General features: G+C 55.9%; 18 protein-coding genes and 1 tRNA gene. 7 read left to right on the top strand and 12 right to left on the bottom strand.

The window, feature by feature from the left end; all coding sequences use genetic code 11:
• The first annotated feature begins 9 nt into the window (after positions 1-9).
• Positions 10-843 (top strand): AraC family transcriptional regulator, encoded by an 834-nt coding sequence (locus SRBAKS_RS08305; RefSeq protein WP_229596197.1) that lies wholly within the window; start codon positions 10-12, stop codon positions 841-843.
• 9 nt (positions 844-852) lie between these two features.
• Positions 853-1,452, top strand: a complete 600-nt coding sequence (locus tag SRBAKS_RS08310; protein WP_229596199.1) for a LysE family translocator — start codon at positions 853-855, stop codon at positions 1,450-1,452.
• 78 nt (positions 1,453-1,530) lie between these two features.
• On the opposite strand, the gene SRBAKS_RS08315 is transcribed toward SRBAKS_RS08310, so the two are convergent.
• Together SRBAKS_RS08315 and ispG are read right to left on the bottom strand one after the other, a co-directional pair.
• Complete coding sequence (locus SRBAKS_RS08315) at positions 1,531-3,276, bottom strand: proline--tRNA ligase (protein WP_229596211.1); 1,746 nt, start codon at positions 3,274-3,276, stop codon at positions 1,531-1,533.
• Between the two features lie 3 nt (positions 3,277-3,279).
• Positions 3,280-4,350, bottom strand: coding sequence for a flavodoxin-dependent (E)-4-hydroxy-3-methylbut-2-enyl-diphosphate synthase (gene ispG, locus SRBAKS_RS08320; protein ID WP_229596213.1), 1,071 nt, complete (start codon positions 4,348-4,350; stop codon positions 3,280-3,282).
• A 317-nt stretch (positions 4,351-4,667) separates the two neighbouring features.
• Between ispG and SRBAKS_RS08325 the strand changes: the two genes are divergently transcribed.
• The gene (locus SRBAKS_RS08325; protein ID WP_229596215.1) at positions 4,668-6,668 is read left to right on the top strand and encodes a methyl-accepting chemotaxis protein; all 2,001 of its coding nucleotides are present in this window, start codon (positions 4,668-4,670) and stop codon (positions 6,666-6,668) included.
• A 129-nt stretch (positions 6,669-6,797) separates the two neighbouring features.
• Here the strand turns inward: SRBAKS_RS08325 and SRBAKS_RS08330 are convergent, their stop codons facing one another.
• Both SRBAKS_RS08330 and SRBAKS_RS08335 read right to left on the bottom strand, forming a co-directional pair.
• A complete protein-coding gene (locus tag SRBAKS_RS08330) occupies positions 6,798-7,664 on the bottom strand; it encodes an EamA family transporter (protein WP_229596229.1) in 867 nt (288 codons plus the stop codon).
• A 5-nt stretch (positions 7,665-7,669) separates the two neighbouring features.
• A complete protein-coding gene (locus tag SRBAKS_RS08335) occupies positions 7,670-8,347 on the bottom strand; it encodes a phosphoadenosine phosphosulfate reductase family protein (protein ID WP_229596231.1) in 678 nt (225 codons plus the stop codon).
• Between the two features lie 62 nt (positions 8,348-8,409).
• On the opposite strand from SRBAKS_RS08335, the gene SRBAKS_RS08340 reads away from it, so the two are divergent.
• The 3 genes from SRBAKS_RS08340 (at position 8,410) to SRBAKS_RS08350 (ending at position 9,382) form a co-directional block, all read left to right on the top strand.
• Positions 8,410-8,841, top strand: coding sequence for a pyridoxamine 5'-phosphate oxidase family protein (locus SRBAKS_RS08340; RefSeq protein WP_229596233.1), 432 nt, complete (start codon positions 8,410-8,412; stop codon positions 8,839-8,841).
• A gap of 52 nt (positions 8,842-8,893) precedes the next feature.
• Positions 8,894-8,970: transfer RNA gene (locus SRBAKS_RS08345), tRNA-Arg, on the top strand.
• A 160-nt stretch (positions 8,971-9,130) separates the two neighbouring features.
• Positions 9,131-9,382: a hypothetical protein gene (locus SRBAKS_RS08350; RefSeq protein ID WP_229596235.1), complete on the top strand. Its 252-nt coding sequence runs from the start codon at positions 9,131-9,133 to the stop codon at positions 9,380-9,382.
• 55 nt (positions 9,383-9,437) lie between these two features.
• Here SRBAKS_RS08350 and SRBAKS_RS08355 read toward each other — a convergent pair whose 3' ends face one another.
• From SRBAKS_RS08355 to SRBAKS_RS08385, 7 genes are all read right to left on the bottom strand, one after another.
• On the bottom strand, positions 9,438-9,623 hold the full coding sequence (locus tag SRBAKS_RS08355; protein ID WP_229596237.1) for a YgaP family membrane protein: 186 nt from the start codon (positions 9,621-9,623) through the stop codon (positions 9,438-9,440).
• Between the two features lie 43 nt (positions 9,624-9,666).
• The gene (locus tag SRBAKS_RS08360; protein WP_229596240.1) at positions 9,667-11,433 is read right to left on the bottom strand and encodes a M14/M99 family metallopeptidase; all 1,767 of its coding nucleotides are present in this window, start codon (positions 11,431-11,433) and stop codon (positions 9,667-9,669) included.
• Positions 11,384-12,091, bottom strand: a complete 708-nt coding sequence (locus SRBAKS_RS08365) for a hypothetical protein (RefSeq protein WP_229596242.1) — start codon at positions 12,089-12,091, stop codon at positions 11,384-11,386. The genes SRBAKS_RS08360 and SRBAKS_RS08365 overlap by 50 nt, the downstream gene beginning before the upstream one ends.
• Entirely contained in the window at positions 12,088-13,347 is a 1,260-nt protein-coding gene (locus SRBAKS_RS08370) for a L,D-transpeptidase family protein (protein ID WP_229596251.1), read from the bottom strand. The genes SRBAKS_RS08365 and SRBAKS_RS08370 overlap by 4 nt, the downstream gene beginning before the upstream one ends.
• 68 nt (positions 13,348-13,415) lie before the next feature.
• On the bottom strand, positions 13,416-13,973 hold the full coding sequence (gene pyrE / locus SRBAKS_RS08375) for an orotate phosphoribosyltransferase (RefSeq protein WP_229596253.1): 558 nt from the start codon (positions 13,971-13,973) through the stop codon (positions 13,416-13,418).
• A 2-nt stretch (positions 13,974-13,975) separates the two neighbouring features.
• The gene (purB, locus tag SRBAKS_RS08380; protein ID WP_229596255.1) at positions 13,976-15,274 is read right to left on the bottom strand and encodes an adenylosuccinate lyase; all 1,299 of its coding nucleotides are present in this window, start codon (positions 15,272-15,274) and stop codon (positions 13,976-13,978) included.
• A gap of 128 nt (positions 15,275-15,402) precedes the next feature.
• Complete coding sequence (locus tag SRBAKS_RS08385; RefSeq protein ID WP_229596257.1) at positions 15,403-15,717, bottom strand: FmdB family zinc ribbon protein; 315 nt, start codon at positions 15,715-15,717, stop codon at positions 15,403-15,405.
• Between the two features lie 434 nt (positions 15,718-16,151).
• Between SRBAKS_RS08385 and SRBAKS_RS08390 the strand changes: the two genes are divergently transcribed.
• Positions 16,152-16,655 (top strand): hypothetical protein, encoded by a 504-nt coding sequence (locus SRBAKS_RS08390; RefSeq protein ID WP_229596259.1) that lies wholly within the window; start codon positions 16,152-16,154, stop codon positions 16,653-16,655.
• Between the two features lie 81 nt (positions 16,656-16,736).
• Here the strand turns inward: SRBAKS_RS08390 and SRBAKS_RS08395 are convergent, their stop codons facing one another.
• Positions 16,737-16,931: a hypothetical protein gene (locus SRBAKS_RS08395; protein WP_229596269.1), complete on the bottom strand. Its 195-nt coding sequence runs from the start codon at positions 16,929-16,931 to the stop codon at positions 16,737-16,739.
• Between the last annotated feature and the right edge of the window lie 11 nt (positions 16,932-16,942).

A 16,942-nucleotide genomic window follows, 5' to 3' on the forward strand; every position in this document is an offset into this window, starting at 1 on the left:
GAGAGAAGTATGACAACAGCACAGCAGAACACCTTTCAATTTGCGAAGGCAGAGAGTGATGTCGATATCACGGTTCTCAATGCTGTCATGGCAGATTTCTCCTACGCCAACCATGCGCATGAAGACTTTGCGCTGGGAGTGACGCGTGAGGGTATTCAGGAGTTTTCCTGCAACGGCAGCCAGTTCCGCAGTGCTCCCGGCAACATCATTCTGTTCAACCCCGGCGACGTGCACAACGGCCACCCCGGAAATGAGGACGCACTGAAATACACAATGCTCTACCTTGATCCGAACCACCTCCTGTCGCTTGTCGGCTGCGCCTCTGAAACGGGAAGGAAACCATTTCGGATCGGGGAAAATCATTTTGAGGACAGGATGCTCCGACCCCTGATCATGGACATGGCCCAACTGGTGGCCGGAACAGCGCACACGCTCCTTGAATATGATCACCTCCTCTACGAAATAGCCAAACGACTGGCGCAGAGAATGGGCGTCTTCGCCCCTGATGCCTGGAAAGACACAAAAGACACCCTGTTGCTGAAGGTACGGGATCACATCCATGACCACATCAGCGAGGACATCTCGATTGACGACCTCAGTCAGGTGGCCAGCATCTCGAAATACCACTTCATTCGTCTCTTCCGCAGCCAATTCGGGTTGACCCCGCACAGGTATATTCTCATCCACAGGATCAACCGGGCCAGAGAGGCCCTCGACTCGGGAATAGCCCCCTCCACCCTGGCACAGGAACTGGGGTTCTTTGACGCGAGCCACATGAACCGTCACTTCAAAAGGGCATACGGCGTCACGCCCAAACAGTATCAACGGCAGTTGACAAAATAAGGACACCACATGCTCGGCATACTGCTCTATTGTGTAGGCGTAATGTATACGCCCGGCCCTGTGAACATTCTCAGTCTCAACAGCGGGATGCAACACAGACTGTCCGCACATTTCCCGTTCTGTCTGGGCGTAGGCGCTGCCCTCTGTTTCTGGTTTCTCCTTATCGGCTATGCTGGCGGCGCGATCATCAGCGAACAGGTGATGCCTTTCATCACGGCTTTCGGCGTCATGTTCATCCTGTACCTCGCCTACAAGATCATCTCGGCGGATGTCGACACGAACCAGAGCGAAAACAGCGCGTGCCACTTCACTTTCAAGGACGGCCTGCTCATGCAGTTGCTGAATCCGAAATCATTTCTGGTCGTCCTGCCTGTGACAACAGTGCAGTTTCCGGCTGCGAACATTGAGGGGAGCGGCATTGCGATCTGGTCCATGGGGTTGGGCCTTCTCGGTTTCGGCGCGCCGCTCGCGTACGCGGCCTTCGGCGCGACCGTCACCAGCCGCATGAGCAGCACTGCCTGCTTCAAATACTTCAATATAATCATGGGGGTGATGCTGGTGGCTGTTGCCATGGACATGGTCTATCATCACATCTATCTCGCCATATGATCGTTCTCGGATATTGCTGCAAAAAAAGCCCGGCGCAGTGACTGCGCCGGGCTTTTTTTATGAATATGAATACTGAGCCTAGGCTATTTCAAGACCCCAGTTGTTCCAGATTTCCTTGCGCCATGCGGTAAAGGCTTCGGCAAAACCGTCCAGCGGCAGCTCGATCTTTTCGCCGGTCTTGCGATCCTTGGCCTCGATGATGCCGTTTTTGAGTCCCTTGCCGCCCAAGACCAACTGCATGGGGTAGCCGATGAGGTCGGCCTCGGCGAATTTGACGCCAGGACGTTCCTTGCGGTCGTCATAGGCCGCGTCAACACCGAGCTTCATGATCTCGCCATACAGCTCTTCAGCCTTGTCAGCCACATCCTGATCCTTGCCGCCCAGGGAGATCAGACAGACCTCGAAGGGAGCGATGGAGGGCGGGAAACAGCAGCCGTTCTCATCATTGTTCTGTTCGATGGCAGAGGCCACGATACGGGACACGCCGATACCGTAGCAACCCATGACCATAGGCTTGGACTTGCCGTTCTCGTCAAGGAACGTGGCTTCCATCTTCTCGGAATACTTGAGGCCGAGTTTGAACACATGGCCCACTTCGATGCCTCTGGTGAACTCGATCTTGCCACCGCACTCGGGGCAGGGATCGGTTTCCTCGATGACACGCAGATCAGCGTAGCGTTCGATGGTGCAGTCGCGCTCCAGGGCCAGATGCAGCACATGGGTGTCGCTCTTGTTGGCACCGGCCACCCAGTCGGTGGACATGGTCAGCTCGCGATCGGCATAGATGGGCACGTTCGTGTCCAACCCGGCGGGACCGGCAAAACCGACAGGCGCGTTGGTCAGCTCCCTGACCAGTGCTTCGTCTGCCATTTCGATCTCGTTGCCGCCCACGATGTTGCGCAGCTTGATGTCATTGAGTTCGCGGTCACCGCGCACCAGAGCGGCCACAGGCTCGCCGTCCACCACGAGGAGCAGCGTCTTGACCAGCTTGTCAGCGGTGATGTCGAGGAAGGAACAGACCTCCTCCACGGTATGCACGCCGGGAGTGGCCACTTCTTCCATGGCGGGCACAGCGGATTCGTCGACCTCGGGCTTGGCCTCGGGCAACTTGACCCGCGCCTTCTCAAGGTTTGCGCCGAACTCGCAGGAGAGACAGGAGGCAATGGTGTCCTCGCCGGTATCGGCCAGGACCATGAACTCGTGGGAGAAATCGCCACCGATGGCACCGGAGTCCGCCTGCACAGGCTTGAAACGGAGACCGATGCGGGAGAACGCGGCCCTGTAGGCTTCGAACATCTCCCAGTAGGATTTCTCTGCGCCGTCCTCGTCCTTGTCAAAGGAGTAGGCGTCTTTCATGATAAATTCACGTCCGCGCATGAGGCCGAAACGGGGCCGGATTTCATCACGGAACTTGGTCTGAATCTGATAAAGATTCACGGGCAACTGCTTGTAGGACTTGATCTCGCCACGAACCAGATCGGTAATGACCTCTTCGTGGGTGGGGCCGAGGCAGTAGTCGCGGCCATGACGGTCCTTCACGCGCAGCAGTTCCTTGCCGTAGTAATCCCAGCGTCCGGTTTCCACCCACAGATCAGCGGGCTGGACCATGGGCAGAAGCACTTCCATTGCCCCGGCGCGGTCCATCTCCTCGCGAACGATGGCGGCCACCTTGTTGATGGAGCGGAGGCCGAGCGGGAGATAATTGTAGATGCCGCTTGTCAGCTTGCGGATCATGCCCGCACGCATCAGCAATTTATGGGAGACCACATCGGCGTCAGCCGGATCTTCTTTCAGGGTCGGAATGTAGTAACGGGAAAGACGCATGTATCACTGTCTCCTTTCTTCGAGGAATCGATTAATTTCTTGCATGAATTCGGGCAGAAGATTGTCGTTGCCCTTGACCTTGCGAACGACTTCGCCCTTGCGGAAGATGATGCCCAGATCGCGGCCACCGGCGATGCCGATATCTGCTTCCTTTGCTTCGCCGGGCCCATTGACCACACAGCCCATGACAGCCACGGTAAAGACCTCTTCCACGCCTCTCAGCGCCTCTTCCACCTTCTCTGCCAGCTCGATGAGCGCGATCTCGGTACGTCCACAGGTTGGGCAGGATATAATCTCCGGGCCGCGTTCGCGCAAGCCCAAAGATCGGAGGATTTCATATGCCACGCCGATTTCAGCCACCGGGTCGTGGGTCAGGGAGACGCGCAGAGTGTCGCCGATCCCTTCGTACAGCAAAATGCCGAGTCCCACGGCAGACTTGACCGCGCCGCGCACCAGTGTCCCGGCTTCGGTGATGCCGATGTGCAGCGGATAGTCCACCTTCTCGCTCATGAGCCGGTAGGCCTTGATCGTGTTCAGGACAGACGAGGTCTTGAGTGAAATCTTGATATCGTGGAAGCCGCGCTTTTCCAGCATGGCGATATGCCGCAACCCGGACTCGACCATGGCCTCGGGCGTGGGACCGCCAAACTGACGGAGCAAATCCTTTTCCAATGAGCCGCCGTTGACGCCGATGCGAATGGGCGTCCCGTACCCCATGGCCGCCCGGACCACGGTGTCCACCTTCTGCTCGTCACCTATATTGCCGGGGTTGATGCGCAGCCCCTCAAACCCGGCCTCCAGCGCGGCCAGTGCGAGCCGGTAGTCGAAATGGATATCCGCAATGAGCGGCACCGAGGACTGTTCCCTGATGTCGGCAAGGACGGCTGCGGCCTTTTCATCGGGCACCGCCAGGCGCACCATCTCGCACCCGGCGTCAGCCAGACGGTTGATCTGCGAGACGGTCTCGAAGACGTCACGGGTGTCGGTGTTGCACATGGACTGAACGCGAACAGGGTTGTCCCCGCCCACGCCGACATCGCCAAGATTCACTGTGCTGGTTTGCTTGCGTTCCATAAGGAGTGGCACGTTACGCAATTTCCCGGGGCAAGCCAAGCGTGCCATGCTTCCGGCAAAAAATGTGCTGCATGACGCAGCCGGGACTTCACCGCCGGGACGAATTTGAAAAGCATGAAGAATACAAAATCATGAGGAGCTGCGGTGTTGACAGATTGTATCGAGACAACCATTTGTATTTGGTGTATAAATTTCAATTGCCCATCTTAAAGTCATGGTATGGGCCAAGTGGTCACCCATCTCGCTTTAAATAATAATGGTGAACCATAAGTCTTCTATTTATTATTCAATAAATAATTAACAACGGAGCTTGAACCATGAAACTCAATGTTCGCACAAAGATTCTCCTTTCATTTGCTGGCTCCCTGTTACTGTTATGTGCAGCGATCCTATCTGTCAGCCTGACCTCAATCTACAGAGACTCGGTCAATTACAGTATGACGTCTGCCGCAGGGCAGTTGAAGCATATTGACGGCACAATCTCCATGTATATGCAGGAAACGCTGAACAACACGGTCATGATGGCAGATGATCCACGCGTCAGAAGAGTCGATGAGATCCTGACCAACTATCTCGATCCCAACGGGAGCTACACGACCACGGACCCTGTACCGGGAGATGATCTCGGACGGGAAATACGCGGATTCTACCAGATGATTCTGGCCTCCCACCCAAGCTACAAGGATTGCTACATCGGCACCAGCAACGGTGGATTCATCATCGGCGGCGATGACCCGCTCCCGGCAGGCTACGACCCGCGCAAACGCCCCTGGTACAAGACCGCCGCGGCCGCCCCTGACAGGCCGACCATTTCCAAGGCGTACATTTCCACCACCAACGAACCCATGGTCAGTACTGGCAAGGCAGTAAAGGGAAGCACAGGCATCCTTGGCGTTGCGGCCATGGATCTTTCACTGTCACAGCTGACCAAACTCATCGAGCAGGTCAAACTGGGCGAAACCGGCTACGTCATCATGGTTCAGGACGACGGCGTCATCATCGCTGACCCCCGTCATCCTGACAATAACTTCAAGAATGTCAGCGAGCTGCCCGACAAGCTCTATGCCAAGGCCTTTGCCATGCAGAAAGGAGCGATAGAAGGTCCCATCAACGACATCGACGTCATGGCCGTTGTGCACACCTCGCCGGTCCTCAAGTGGAAATTCATCGCCTTTACCCATGTTTCCGAAATCATGGCCCCGGTGTGGTCCAACGCCATAAGCGCGACACTGCTTTCGCTTCTGGCGCTCCTCATCATCGCCGTGATCATGTGGTTCTACATGAACGGATTGCTCATCAAGCCTCTCAGTGAAATCGTCGGCGTCCTGCAACTGGCATCCGGCGGTGATTATACCGCTCGTGTCAAAGCGGATCGCAAGGATGATATCGGTGAGATATTCACCGCCCTCAACACCATGTCCGAAAAACTGTCAGCCGTAGTCGGTCAGGTCGTGGACGGCAGCTCCCATGTGGCCTCAGGTAGCGAGGAGCTGTCCGGCACCTCGCAGTCCCTGTCTCAGGGAGCGACACAACAGGCTTCCGCCCTCGAAGAGGTCTCGTCCTCCATGGAAGAAATGGCCGCGAACATCCGCGCCAACGCCGAAAACGCCAAGCAGACGGAAACCATCGCCGCCCATGCGTCGGAAAACGCCCATATCGGCGGCACCGCGGTCAAGGAAACAGTCAAGGCCATGCAGGAGATCGCCGAAAAGATCTCCATTATCGAAGAAATTGCACGCCAGACCAACCTGCTCGCCCTGAACGCAGCCATTGAGGCCGCACGGGCTGGTGAACACGGCAAGGGGTTTGCCGTGGTTGCCGCAGAAGTTCGCAAGCTGGCAGAGCGAAGCGGACAGTCCGCAGCAGAGATCAGCGAGCTTTCATCCAACAGTGTGGAAGTAGCCGTCAAGGCGGGCGACCTCCTGGGCGCGATGGTCCCGGATATTGAGAAGACCGCAGAACTCATTCAGGAAATATCGGTGGCAAGCAACGAACAGAACACCGGTGCCGAACAGATCAACTCGGCCCTGCAACAGCTTGACCATGTGGTTCAGCAAAACGCCGCCGCATCTGAAGAAATGGCTTCGACATCGACCGATCTGGCCAACCAGGCTCACGGACTGCAGCAGATCATCTCCTTCTTCAAGGTCAACAACAGCGGCTCGCGCATGCCGACAATGCCCACCAAAACCACCCGGGTGGCCCCGGCGCAACCCGCAAAACCGTTGCCACAGGCAAAGCCGACCCCTGCGCCTGACGCAGACGGCGTGGCCCTCTCTCTGGATGACGGAGACGATGGAGACTTCGAACGCTTCTAGACAGAACGACACTGTACGCACTTCTGGTGACGGCGGCTCCATTGAGGGCGGCCGTCACCTTTTTTTGCCCACCGAAACCACACCGACTCAGGGCGAGCAATGCCGGAAAATCGGCACGTGGAAGACGGCCTACTGAGCCAGATAGGTCAGGGAGGCTCCCACAGTGATCAGGATCACCCCGACCAGCCGGGGCAGCGTGATGGCTTCCCGCAGGACCACCCAGCCCAGCCCGACACCCACCACGAGGCTGACCTGACGCAACGCCCCCACATAGGTCACCTTGGTCAGGTTGAGCGCCATGAGCATGAGCACATACGACAACGTGTTCAACACGGACACGGAGAGAATGCTCCATCTGTTTTTGGCCCACTCCCGTTGCACCTCTGCCCTATCAAGTCGCCGCAGTGATGGCAGGAAATAGACGCAGGAGGCCAGCGTATAGCAGTACATGTAAATAAATGGGTGAATATGCCGAACGGCCTCCTTGCCCCACAGGGTGTACAACGCCACCGTAAAGGCGGCCACGACCGCAAAGAGCAGGCCGAGGTTCAGCTTAACCCCGCTGCCGAACAGCGCTGACCGGCTAAAGCTCTTCAGTTGAACGACCAGCACACCAGCGGTCACGGTGATGACCGAGGCCCAGCCGACGACATCTATGCGCTCCCCAAAGAACAGGAACGCCAAAAATGGCAGGAACAAGGTGCTGGAACGCGAAATGGGGTAGGCGATGGAGAGATCCAGCCGCTTGTAGCTGTTGGCAAGGCAGAAATAATTCAGGACAGAAAGCAGGGTACCGACACCGGCGAACCACAGGGAGACCGGATCAAGTCCCCATTTGAATACGGCCACGCCAAAAGGAAGTGCGTAGATGACCGGTTCGGCCAACTTGCTCAACCCGAGAAAGGCGTCCTTGTTGTCCGCTCGCTTGAACAGAAAATTCCAATAGCCATGCGCTGTGGCTGACAACAGGACGAGGATGAAGGGAAGTTCCTGCATGGCGTTTAAAAGTAACCAAGGCTGGTCAATGTATCGAGCATCGCTTCCTTGGATTGACTGCGTCCCTCCCGCTCAGAAGCACCCTCGCCGGGCTTCCGGGTGCACGGCTGGCACCCCAACGACCGGTATCCCTGATCATACAACATGCAATGCGGCAGGTCGAACCGGGCATGAAAGGCCCAGATATCGCTCTCGGTCCAGTCCAGAATGGGGTTGACCATGGTATGCGGCGGTTCCTCCCGCACCTCGAAAGGCATACGCCCTGCCCTGTCCGGGTGCTCATCCCGACGAATGCCGGTCAGCAAATGAGAGGCACCGGTTGCGCTGATCGCCGCCTTGAGAGGCTCCACCTTCAGCTCACGGCAGCATGTCAGCGGATTCCGAGCCAAAGGGTACCCATCCAGGTCCACGGCCGGACAGGCGATGTGCAGATCAATGCTCCACTCCTCTTTGAGTCGATCACGAAAGGTCAGAATCTCCGGAAATTTGCACCCTGTGTCCAGATTAATGGCGCGAACAGGGCCAAGACCATGGTGATCGAGGAGCGCCTTCCAGATGAACAGGACCACGGTGGAATCCTTGCCGCCGGTCCAGGCGACACGCACCCCCTTCGGATCAACCTCGTCAAGCAGTTCTTGCAGCGCGCCTTCGGTATGGCGTATACACTCTTCCAGCGTCTTCATATCAATCCACATCCACGTCTTTATAATTGCCCAAAACCCCGCAACCTGCGATAGGACATTTCATGAGCAAGGAAAAAATGCAAATAATCGACCAGTTGATTTTGGCCAAGGACACCTGTGTCCTTGCAACATCCGATGGCATCAAGCCACATACGTCGCTGATGATCTATTTTGTTGATCACGCCACCATGAAGTTCTATTTCCTGTCGGGCAAGGATTCCCGAAAACACAAGAATCTCAAAAAATGTCCGCACGTAAGCCTTCTCATCGACCGTCGGGACGAAGACGTGGCCTTGACCATTGAAGGAGTGTATTCACCCATCAAGCGCAAACAGACTGTTGAGGCCATCACCAAGCTCTACCTCATGAAGCATCCTGACATGAAGGAATTCGCCGACCATCCTGAAACGGAACTTATCCGTATCGAAGGAAAACACGCAATGCTCGTCCAGGGTCATTCGGATATTTTTTCAACAAAATTAAAAAATTCCTAAAAAATTGCTTGACGGATCACGCCCCCGGGCATAAACAGACTCTTCACTTTGCGCGCCCGTGGCTCAGCTGGATAGAGCATTCGGCTACGAACCGAAAGGTCGCACGTTCGAATCGTGCCGGGCGCACCACGCAGGTTAAGCCCCGATCAGAAATTTCTGATCGGGGCTTTTTCTTTAGTATGGCTGTGATTCCAGCGGGTTGACTGCAAACAAAAACCGCGCCTCATGCGCTGACAACACCGCTGAAGTTCCTTTGAGTAGAGACTAAAGTGTGCTACCTGTCTAAATCATGAAATGCCCGAAATGCAGCAAATCAGTTTCGAATCTGGCAAAACACTGCCCACAGTGCGGAACCCGGTTCATTCGTCAAAGTGACAAACTGGCCAGCAAGATGGCTCTGTCCGGCAGACTGACCACCCTCTGCGGTGGCGGACTGATTTTTCTGGGCGTCCTGGCCTTCCTGTATGGCAGCGGCCTTGGCGGCACCATCCTGCTCGGCATCGGCGTGCTGCTCGCGCTCACAGGCCTGATCAAGCGGTAACACACCACAACCCCCTCTCAGATCACGCAGAACGGCCCGAGAAGCGTCCGAAGGGCTATTCCCCGACGAACTTGCGCAGAACGATTTCGGCCGGGCACCAGCCCGTTATGGACGATTGGAAAAGATTCAGTCCGACGAACGCGGTCAACCAGTACCAGTTGGGTGAATGGAAATGTGCCAGCCCAAGGCTGACGAGAATGAAGGAACCGGCCATACCGCGAATGATGCGCTCTATCTTCATACAGACCTCCACCGGATAAACCGGCATCGCAGAAGTGCGTTATTCAGTTCAGAGACGGTACAGAAGCACGTGCAAGACTGCCGGCGGTAAAGGTCATGGACCCAAGCTCGCCGAACGTCGTGGCCTGCCGTACTGTCAGCTCCAGAGGAGCTTCAAAATCCACGGAAAAAGGCTGTCCCGCTTCCAGGGGCATGTTTCCGGCCGTGGCCACCAGCTTGTCAGCCGGGCCATTGGACCAAGCTGCCTCGAACACATACCGGCCCTTGGGCAGACGATAACTGCCACCGGATGTCCACGGAATCAACAGGGACTGTCCCCGCTCGTCAGCCAACCGCAGGGCGTGCACGGTACGCGGGGCAATATCCACATAAAATGTTGCGGCAGGGATGCCCGGCGTTTCGCGAACGACCCGAAATCGAGTGGCGCCCGAACGATCGGAGTCGAGAGAATATTTGCTGATGAAGTTGCCGGGATCGAGGATGATCTCCCACCCGAGGTCCTGGCCGTTGTTGGCCCACGGGATCGCCACGAACCCCTTGAAATTCACAATCTCTTCGCCCTTGCTGCCCCATATTCCTTCAAGGATGAGCTGGTCACCCAGCACCGTGTTCAACACTTCTCCTTCGCGTACGAACACCGGGTTGCCATTGAGCCAGCAGACGAAAACAGGCTTGCCGTCACCGGGCGATTCAGGCTGTGCGCCTGTCCAGTGGACCCCGGTCTTGGCGACACGTTTTCCGTCGGAGCGAAGTTCCAGCTCCGCAAAGGGCGTCAGGGCCATACGACGGGCCTGAATCAGATTGACACCCTTGCGATCCGAAGCGAACAGCGCCAACTCGGGCGCAAACTCGCGCGGACCAGTGGACACCTGTTCCACGGCCAATGTGGCTCCGGGCGCGAGATTGATGATGCTGGAATCGGTCAGCAGACGACCGTTGACCCGCACCTTGACCCCTCTGTGGGCGTACAGACGCACATCCTCATCCGTGAACTCGGGCGGCGTCACCGACACACCCAGCCGTTGCAGGAGCATGATGGTGGCCGCGAGCTGTTGGTGTACCTTCCAGCCTATCTGTCGGATGGACTTGCTGACCTCCACGGCCATGGCCGGAATGCCATGTTCGGACAGGGCATAGCAGGTCAGGGATTTGCGCATCTCAGGGTAGTCGGTGCCCTGATCAAAGGTCTTGGTATTGAAAAGCTTGAACTGGTAATCCCGAGAGTGAATCTTGCCGTTGAGCTCATTCAGCACGGAGTTGACGGTATGGGCCAGATCGATTTTGTCGAAAACCAGGGTGTCCACGATGATGGACTGCCCGTACCGATTGGGGTTGCGCAGATTGTCCACATAGGTCGGGTTGTAGAAACCGCTTCCCTCATGGAGATGAATAAAGGCGTCGGACTGGGCCAGCAGAAACCGAATGACCCGCGCCACGCGGTCTTCGTAAAACCGATTGTAGTTCTGGTCGAAGCGGCGATTCATATCCACATTGATCTGCCGTTTGCGCAGATTGATGGACGGAACATTGGCACGGGGCAGTATGATGATGTTGCCACGGGTAACCTTGGCCTGGGTCAACAGCTGGGCCGTAATGAAACCGGAAGTCTCATCGCCCTGAATACCGCCCTGCACCATGATGGTCGGCCCGGGCAGCTCGCCCTGAAGATAGACGACCTTCAGCGGATACTGGGTACCGGAAAAGAAGGAATGCTCCCACGACCCGGCAAGGGCCGGAGAGGCACAGAAAAGAAGACTCAGGCTAAGAGCTGAAAATATGATAAAAAGGGTATGTTTCCGCAAAGATGACATTGCCGTCCTTCCCCTTAATCTCCAACCGCAACCCGAAAAAATCCTTTTTCCCCATGCCGTCAGGGAGAAGGAAGGAGGTCTGGATGCGTTTGAAGCGTTGAATTTGGAATGACAGATCGTTCTTATCGGCACTGATCTCCATGGCCTTTCCTTCCTTTGTCACAAAGGAAAGGTCGGCCTGCCCGCCCATGGGCTTGGTCGCCTGGAGATTGTTGAGCTCGAAAGACAGGGTAAACTTGCGGTTGACGAGTTTGGCCTGGAGATTTTCCACTCCCACCTGACGGGTGTCCACACGCACGAAAACCTTGTTCAAATCGATTTCTACCGGAACGTCCTGCTGTTCCACCTCGGTTGAAGCCGCCGAAAGCAACGATTGCAATTCAGTGGGGTCGTAGGATTCGAGAATTTTCTCCATATTACCCAACCGTTCCAACCGGACCTCGGCATCCACAAGACGCTGTTCCAAGTCTTTGTTCTCTGTCTGAAGCGTCGTGTTCACGTTGAACCCGCGCACACCCATGTAGATGCCGCCGGCAGCACACAGAAAGAGAAAAACCTGAGTAAAAACAAAGACGCGAAGCCAAAACGGGCTGACACGATATCGGGTCACATCCCGATCATCACGCATGAATAGAACGCTATATTTTGAATCGCTCATCTACCCCGTCTCCACTGCTCACTGCCGATTTTCCACTTGTCACCATCTGGAGTCAGAACCATGGTTTTTCGTCCCACATCGCTATATCCACCAGCATTTTCAAACACCTGAACAAACGCTACCCGGAGCCCCTGAGGATGCAGAGTCACCTGCAAGTCATCAATCTCAACCGTAACAGGTGCAGTCTTAGCCCACAATGTCTTTTTGTAATTAGCAATGCTAGTTAGCCCCTTCCTGTTCCCCTGTACAGCCTGGGAGTCATAAAAGGCGGTGTAGCTGTCCAGGTCGGTAGCCAGCCATGCGGCCCGCCATTCATCAACCAGCGCTCTGGCCTCTTTCGATTTGATGGCCAGATATTTCTCTTCCATGGTTTCGGTGGCCGGGGCGAATTCACGGCCAACGATACGCCACTGGCCGGATGCATCCTGTTGCCAGTAGAACCGTTTACCTGTCGTGGAGACATGCCCCAGAGTGCGGTAGAACTGATCGAACCAGGTCACCCAGTAACCAGGGCCGGGAATGGCGCGGAAGTTATCCACCATGACATGAATCCATGGTTTGGAGGCAAAGAGTCCCTGTTTGTGTGCCACGAAACCGGCGAAGCTCCGCCCCTCGGACACGGTCATCATCTCCGCATTGTAGTGACTGAAGAATTTTTCGTCCCGGTGCTCCCAGTCGGAAGCCCACGCCGCAAGCTCTTTGGACAGGACCTGGGCGGTCACTTCGCTTTCCCCCGGCTCCTTGGACCAGGCCAGGTCCGAGGCGATGACCACGGGCGTGCCGTAGGTCAGGTCGGTGACCATGTCCTGCATGTCCGGCACCTTGAGCGCCACGCAGCCGAGCGTATCGCGGGGCACGAACTTCTTGCCCCGACCATGCAACCAGATACCGCCGCCGGTCTTGCCGTGAATGCGGTCAATAGGGTTGGGGTAATTCAGGGAATACGCAATGTTGCCGTAGAGATCCCAGTCGAGCGTCCGATCAATACGGTGCCCCACGAAATAGATTCCCTCCGGGGTGCGCAGGTCACCTTCGATGGACTTGTCGCCCACCATCTGCCCCGTGGTGCAGGGGAATCGCCGAACCTCACGCAACGGGGATTTATGCTCCAGCATGATGATCTGCTGAGAAGCCTTGTCCACGGCAATGATCCGGTCGGGACCATAGGTATGCGATGAGAGTGTCGGCGCCCAGCCGTCAGCCAAGGCCGCACCTGCGGTCATCAAGAGTATCAGAACTAAAAAGACTATACGCATGACAGAGCTGTATCCACTCCTCGCTTGACGAACCCTGAACCCGACACGCCCCCCCCCGGCGAGCCTACCTATTTGCCTGCGGCCAAAAGCTCCTGACGGGTGAAAATGGAACTGAGCTCAAGCCCGGCTTCCTTCAACTTTTCACGTCCGCCCTCTTCTCGATCCAGCACAGCCAGTACGCCCACGATCTCCAGGCCTGCATCCCGCACGCGCTGGGCTGCCGTGATCAGCGTACCACCTGTTGTGCACACGTCCTCAAGCAGAACGACCTTGTCCCCATCACTGAAGTTGGCCAACCCTTCAAGATACTGATCGGTTCCGTGTCCCTTGGACTTCTTGCGAATGATGAATCCCGGCAAAGGCCGCCCTTCCAGGTGGGACACAACGGTCACCGCCGTGATCAGGGGGTCTGCGCCAAGGGTCATACCGCCCACGCCGTGCACATCAAATTCCTTGAGCATCTCGAAGAAAAGACGCCCGATGAGGTAGCCGCCTTCGGCATGCAAAGCGGTCTGCTTGCAGTCGAAGTAATATTCACTTTTCTTGCCGGAAGTCAGTGTAAAATCTCCCTCTTTGTACGAGAGGTTCAGGAGAAGTCTGGCAAGTTTTGTTTTCAATTCCATCATGTCTATTTATCCTCGAAGACCCGGCTGAAGACAACTTCCTCGTATCGTGTGTAATACGAGGGGTCGAAAGCTTCGTCAAGGTCGTTATTTTTAACGTGTTTGTTTACTTCGGCATCCACACGGATTTCGTCCTCGAACTGGATGCGCTCCTTCCAGCATTTCATGGCGACTTTCTGCACCATCTCATAGGCTTCCTGGCGCTTGAGGCCGGTGTTGATGAGTTTGTTCAACACCCGCTGAGAGTAGAAAAGCCCAAAAGAACTCAGGAGGTTACGCTGAATGACATCTTCCTTGACCACCAGCCGTTCCAGCACGCCGGACAAGCGGCTGAGCATGTAGTCGATCAGAGCAGTGGTGTCGGGCATGATCACGCGTTCCACGGAAGAATGCGAAATATCACGCTCGTGCCACAGGGCCTGATTCTCCATGGCGGCCAGGGAATTTCCGCGGATGACGCGGGACAGGCCGCACAGATTTTCTGCGGAAATGGGGTTCTTCTTGTGCGGCATGGCCGAAGAGCCTTTCTGCCCCTTGGTGAAGCCTTCTTCCACTTCGGAAACTTCGGTCCGCTGCAGATGCCTGAGTTCGAGAGCGATACGCTCGACACCACCGGCCAGAATGGCCAGGGCCGAGAAGAACTGGGCATAGCGGTCGCGCTGGACGATCTGGGTGGAGTGGGGATCGGCTTTCAGACCGAGGATGGCACAGGTGCGCTCTTCCAGCTCCGGAGAAAGGTGGGCAAAGGTGCCGACCGCGCCGGAGAGTTTGCCCACGCGAATGGCTTCGCGAGCCGCGTCGAACCGTTCCTTATGACGCAGGAACTCGGCGTAGAAGCCGGTAAATTTGAGACCATAGGTGGTCGGCTCGGCGTGAATGCCATGGGTCCGCCCCATGCAGAGAAGCCCTTTGTGCTTGAAGGCCAGATCCTTGAGCACACCGAGGATGCGGTCAATACCCTGGGCCACGATATCGGCGGCTCGGGTCAATAACACGCCGTTGGCAGTGTCCACGATATCGGAAGAAGTACACCCGAGGTGAATGTAACGGGAACTGGGACCGACTTTTTCTTCCACTGCGGAAAGAAAGGCGATGACGTCGTGCTTGGTGGTCTCCTCGATTTCGAGGATGCGGTCCAGTTCGAAGTCCGCTTTTTCGTGGATTTCGTCACAGGCGTCCTGAGGCACTTCGCCCAGTTCGGTCCATGCTTTGGTCACGGCCAGTTCGACTTCCAGCCAAACCCGGAACTTGTTTTCCAGGGTCCACAACTCTCTCATCTCGGGACGGGAATACCGTTCAAGCATTATCTCTCTCACTTATGTTAATGTGCTGCATGGGGTATGGGCATAGTAGGGCAATGCGCCATGAAAACTCAAGGGGGGATATATCACAAAAAAAGGCAGCCGGTTGCTGCCTTTTTTCGCGTACTTTCTTAAGACGCGGAGCCTGCGCTTGAGGTGTCCGACTGTGCAGGACACTTGGATGCAGGAGCCGAGTCGGCCTTGGCCGAACTCTCACCGCCGCTTTCAGCAGGCTTTTGCGCTTCGCCGGGAGTACTCCCGCTCTTTGCTCCACCATATCCGTCGGCATACCAGCCCCCCCCCTTCAAATGAAAGGAAGAATGGGAGATGAGCCGTTTGGACTCACTCCCGCACTCGGGACATTCCATACTCTGTTCTTCAAAACCGGACTGCCATTCCTCGAAAATGGTCTGACAGGCCTGACATTGATACTCGTAAATGGGCATGACGGGAAACTCTCTTGATGCAAAGGAAAAACTGTTCAAAGTCGTCAACTGCAAGGCGCAAGAAAAATCCAAGGCCGACGCGTGTAATGCCACACGAGGATTTGGATTTCTTGCATCGCCACAGAAGGCGTGCTCAGGACAATGTGCTAAGCCTTGGCGGCTTTGGCTTCCTTGATTGCAGCCTTGATAGCTTTTTTGCGACGATGACGCTTGCGGTCGAGTTCTTTCATACGCTCATGTTTCTTGTGACGTGCCATATTGGTCTCCTTGATATTTCAGCCCGGTAAGGGCTTTTCTTTCTTGCGAGCCGCACTTCATATACCAATAGCGACCCACTTGTAAAGCGCAAAGGAGGCGGTTTTTCCTTGACTCAACCCGGCTTCATGTCCATATTCCCACCTCACCAAGACACTCACCAGACAAGGAAATGCATAATGATCAGAAGCGTCAGTATCAAGAATGCGGTCAAGGATGCCCTGGAAATCTTCCAGTTCGATCAGTGGATCAGATTTTATTTCGTTCAGGAAAAAGACAATGAACTGTTCGTCGATATCCCGAACGAAGTCATGGACACTATCAAGGAAAAAACGCCTGGACTGCACCCCTTTGCCGATCTGGTGAACAACGCGGTCACCGATTACAAACGCTCCCAGGACAATGTCTGCTCCTTCATCGCCGCCCGGCTGGACGGCCAGAAGTACGAAGCGACCATCCTGCCCCAGGTGTTCGACAACGCCACCTTCAAGGTGGAAATGTACATCTTCAACGTCTGGCTCAAGATGCACGAACAGCATCTGGACGAAGAATCCATGACCTTTGATGATTGGATGGAAATGTACGAAGGCTGGAACTCTCTGGAAGAAGTGGCCGAATACCGTTCCAAGCTGCTCGAAAGCGGAACCGATCCGCAGGTCCCGACCTGCAACACCGCTCAGTAGTTCTGCACAACGCACGCAAAAAGCCCCCGCGACCACTCAGGTTGCGGGGGCTTTTTGCGTTGGCCGGACAAGCCGACACGCTTACTTCTTCTTTTTCTTCTTTTTCTTGACGTCCTTCACCTTGCCGCCCTCACCCTTGATGACGATGATACGCTTTGACCCTTTGTCCGGGCTGGAGGCCACGAGCAAAGTCCCGCCCGGGCTGTGGTGCTCCACGGCCTGGGCCGGTGTCAGAATCAAGAGTGTGAGGACTATCGCCAATGCCAGTATCTTCACTCGGGGCCTCC

Origin of the sequence: Pseudodesulfovibrio sediminis (assembly GCF_020886695.1) — a bacterium.
Lineage (GTDB): Bacteria > Desulfobacterota > Desulfovibrionia > Desulfovibrionales > Desulfovibrionaceae > Pseudodesulfovibrio > Pseudodesulfovibrio sediminis.

Bases quoted from the DNA above. Each gene is read 5' to 3' on its own strand.
- SRBAKS_RS08305 (WP_229596197.1), top strand. From the start codon at position 10: ATGACAACAGCACAGCAGAACACCTTTCAATTTGCGAAGGCAGAGAGT.
- SRBAKS_RS08310 (WP_229596199.1), top strand. From the start codon at position 853: ATGCTCGGCATACTGCTCTATTGTGTAGGCGTAATGTATACGCCCGGC.
- SRBAKS_RS08315 (WP_229596211.1), bottom strand. From the start codon at position 3,276: ATGCGTCTTTCCCGTTACTACATTCCGACCCTGAAAGAAGATCCGGCT.
- ispG (WP_229596213.1), bottom strand. From the start codon at position 4,350: ATGGAACGCAAGCAAACCAGCACAGTGAATCTTGGCGATGTCGGCGTG.
- SRBAKS_RS08325 (WP_229596215.1), top strand. From the start codon at position 4,668: ATGAAACTCAATGTTCGCACAAAGATTCTCCTTTCATTTGCTGGCTCC.
- SRBAKS_RS08330 (WP_229596229.1), bottom strand. From the start codon at position 7,664: ATGCAGGAACTTCCCTTCATCCTCGTCCTGTTGTCAGCCACAGCGCAT.
- SRBAKS_RS08335 (WP_229596231.1), bottom strand. From the start codon at position 8,347: ATGAAGACGCTGGAAGAGTGTATACGCCATACCGAAGGCGCGCTGCAA.
- SRBAKS_RS08340 (WP_229596233.1), top strand. From the start codon at position 8,410: ATGAGCAAGGAAAAAATGCAAATAATCGACCAGTTGATTTTGGCCAAG.
- SRBAKS_RS08350 (WP_229596235.1), top strand. From the start codon at position 9,131: ATGAAATGCCCGAAATGCAGCAAATCAGTTTCGAATCTGGCAAAACAC.
- SRBAKS_RS08355 (WP_229596237.1), bottom strand. From the start codon at position 9,623: ATGAAGATAGAGCGCATCATTCGCGGTATGGCCGGTTCCTTCATTCTC.
- SRBAKS_RS08360 (WP_229596240.1), bottom strand. From the start codon at position 11,433: ATGTCATCTTTGCGGAAACATACCCTTTTTATCATATTTTCAGCTCTT.
- SRBAKS_RS08365 (WP_229596242.1), bottom strand. From the start codon at position 12,091: ATGAGCGATTCAAAATATAGCGTTCTATTCATGCGTGATGATCGGGAT.
- SRBAKS_RS08370 (WP_229596251.1), bottom strand. From the start codon at position 13,347: ATGCGTATAGTCTTTTTAGTTCTGATACTCTTGATGACCGCAGGTGCG.
- pyrE (WP_229596253.1), bottom strand. From the start codon at position 13,973: ATGATGGAATTGAAAACAAAACTTGCCAGACTTCTCCTGAACCTCTCG.
- purB (WP_229596255.1), bottom strand. From the start codon at position 15,274: ATGCTTGAACGGTATTCCCGTCCCGAGATGAGAGAGTTGTGGACCCTG.
- SRBAKS_RS08385 (WP_229596257.1), bottom strand. From the start codon at position 15,717: ATGCCCATTTACGAGTATCAATGTCAGGCCTGTCAGACCATTTTCGAG.
- SRBAKS_RS08390 (WP_229596259.1), top strand. From the start codon at position 16,152: ATGATCAGAAGCGTCAGTATCAAGAATGCGGTCAAGGATGCCCTGGAA.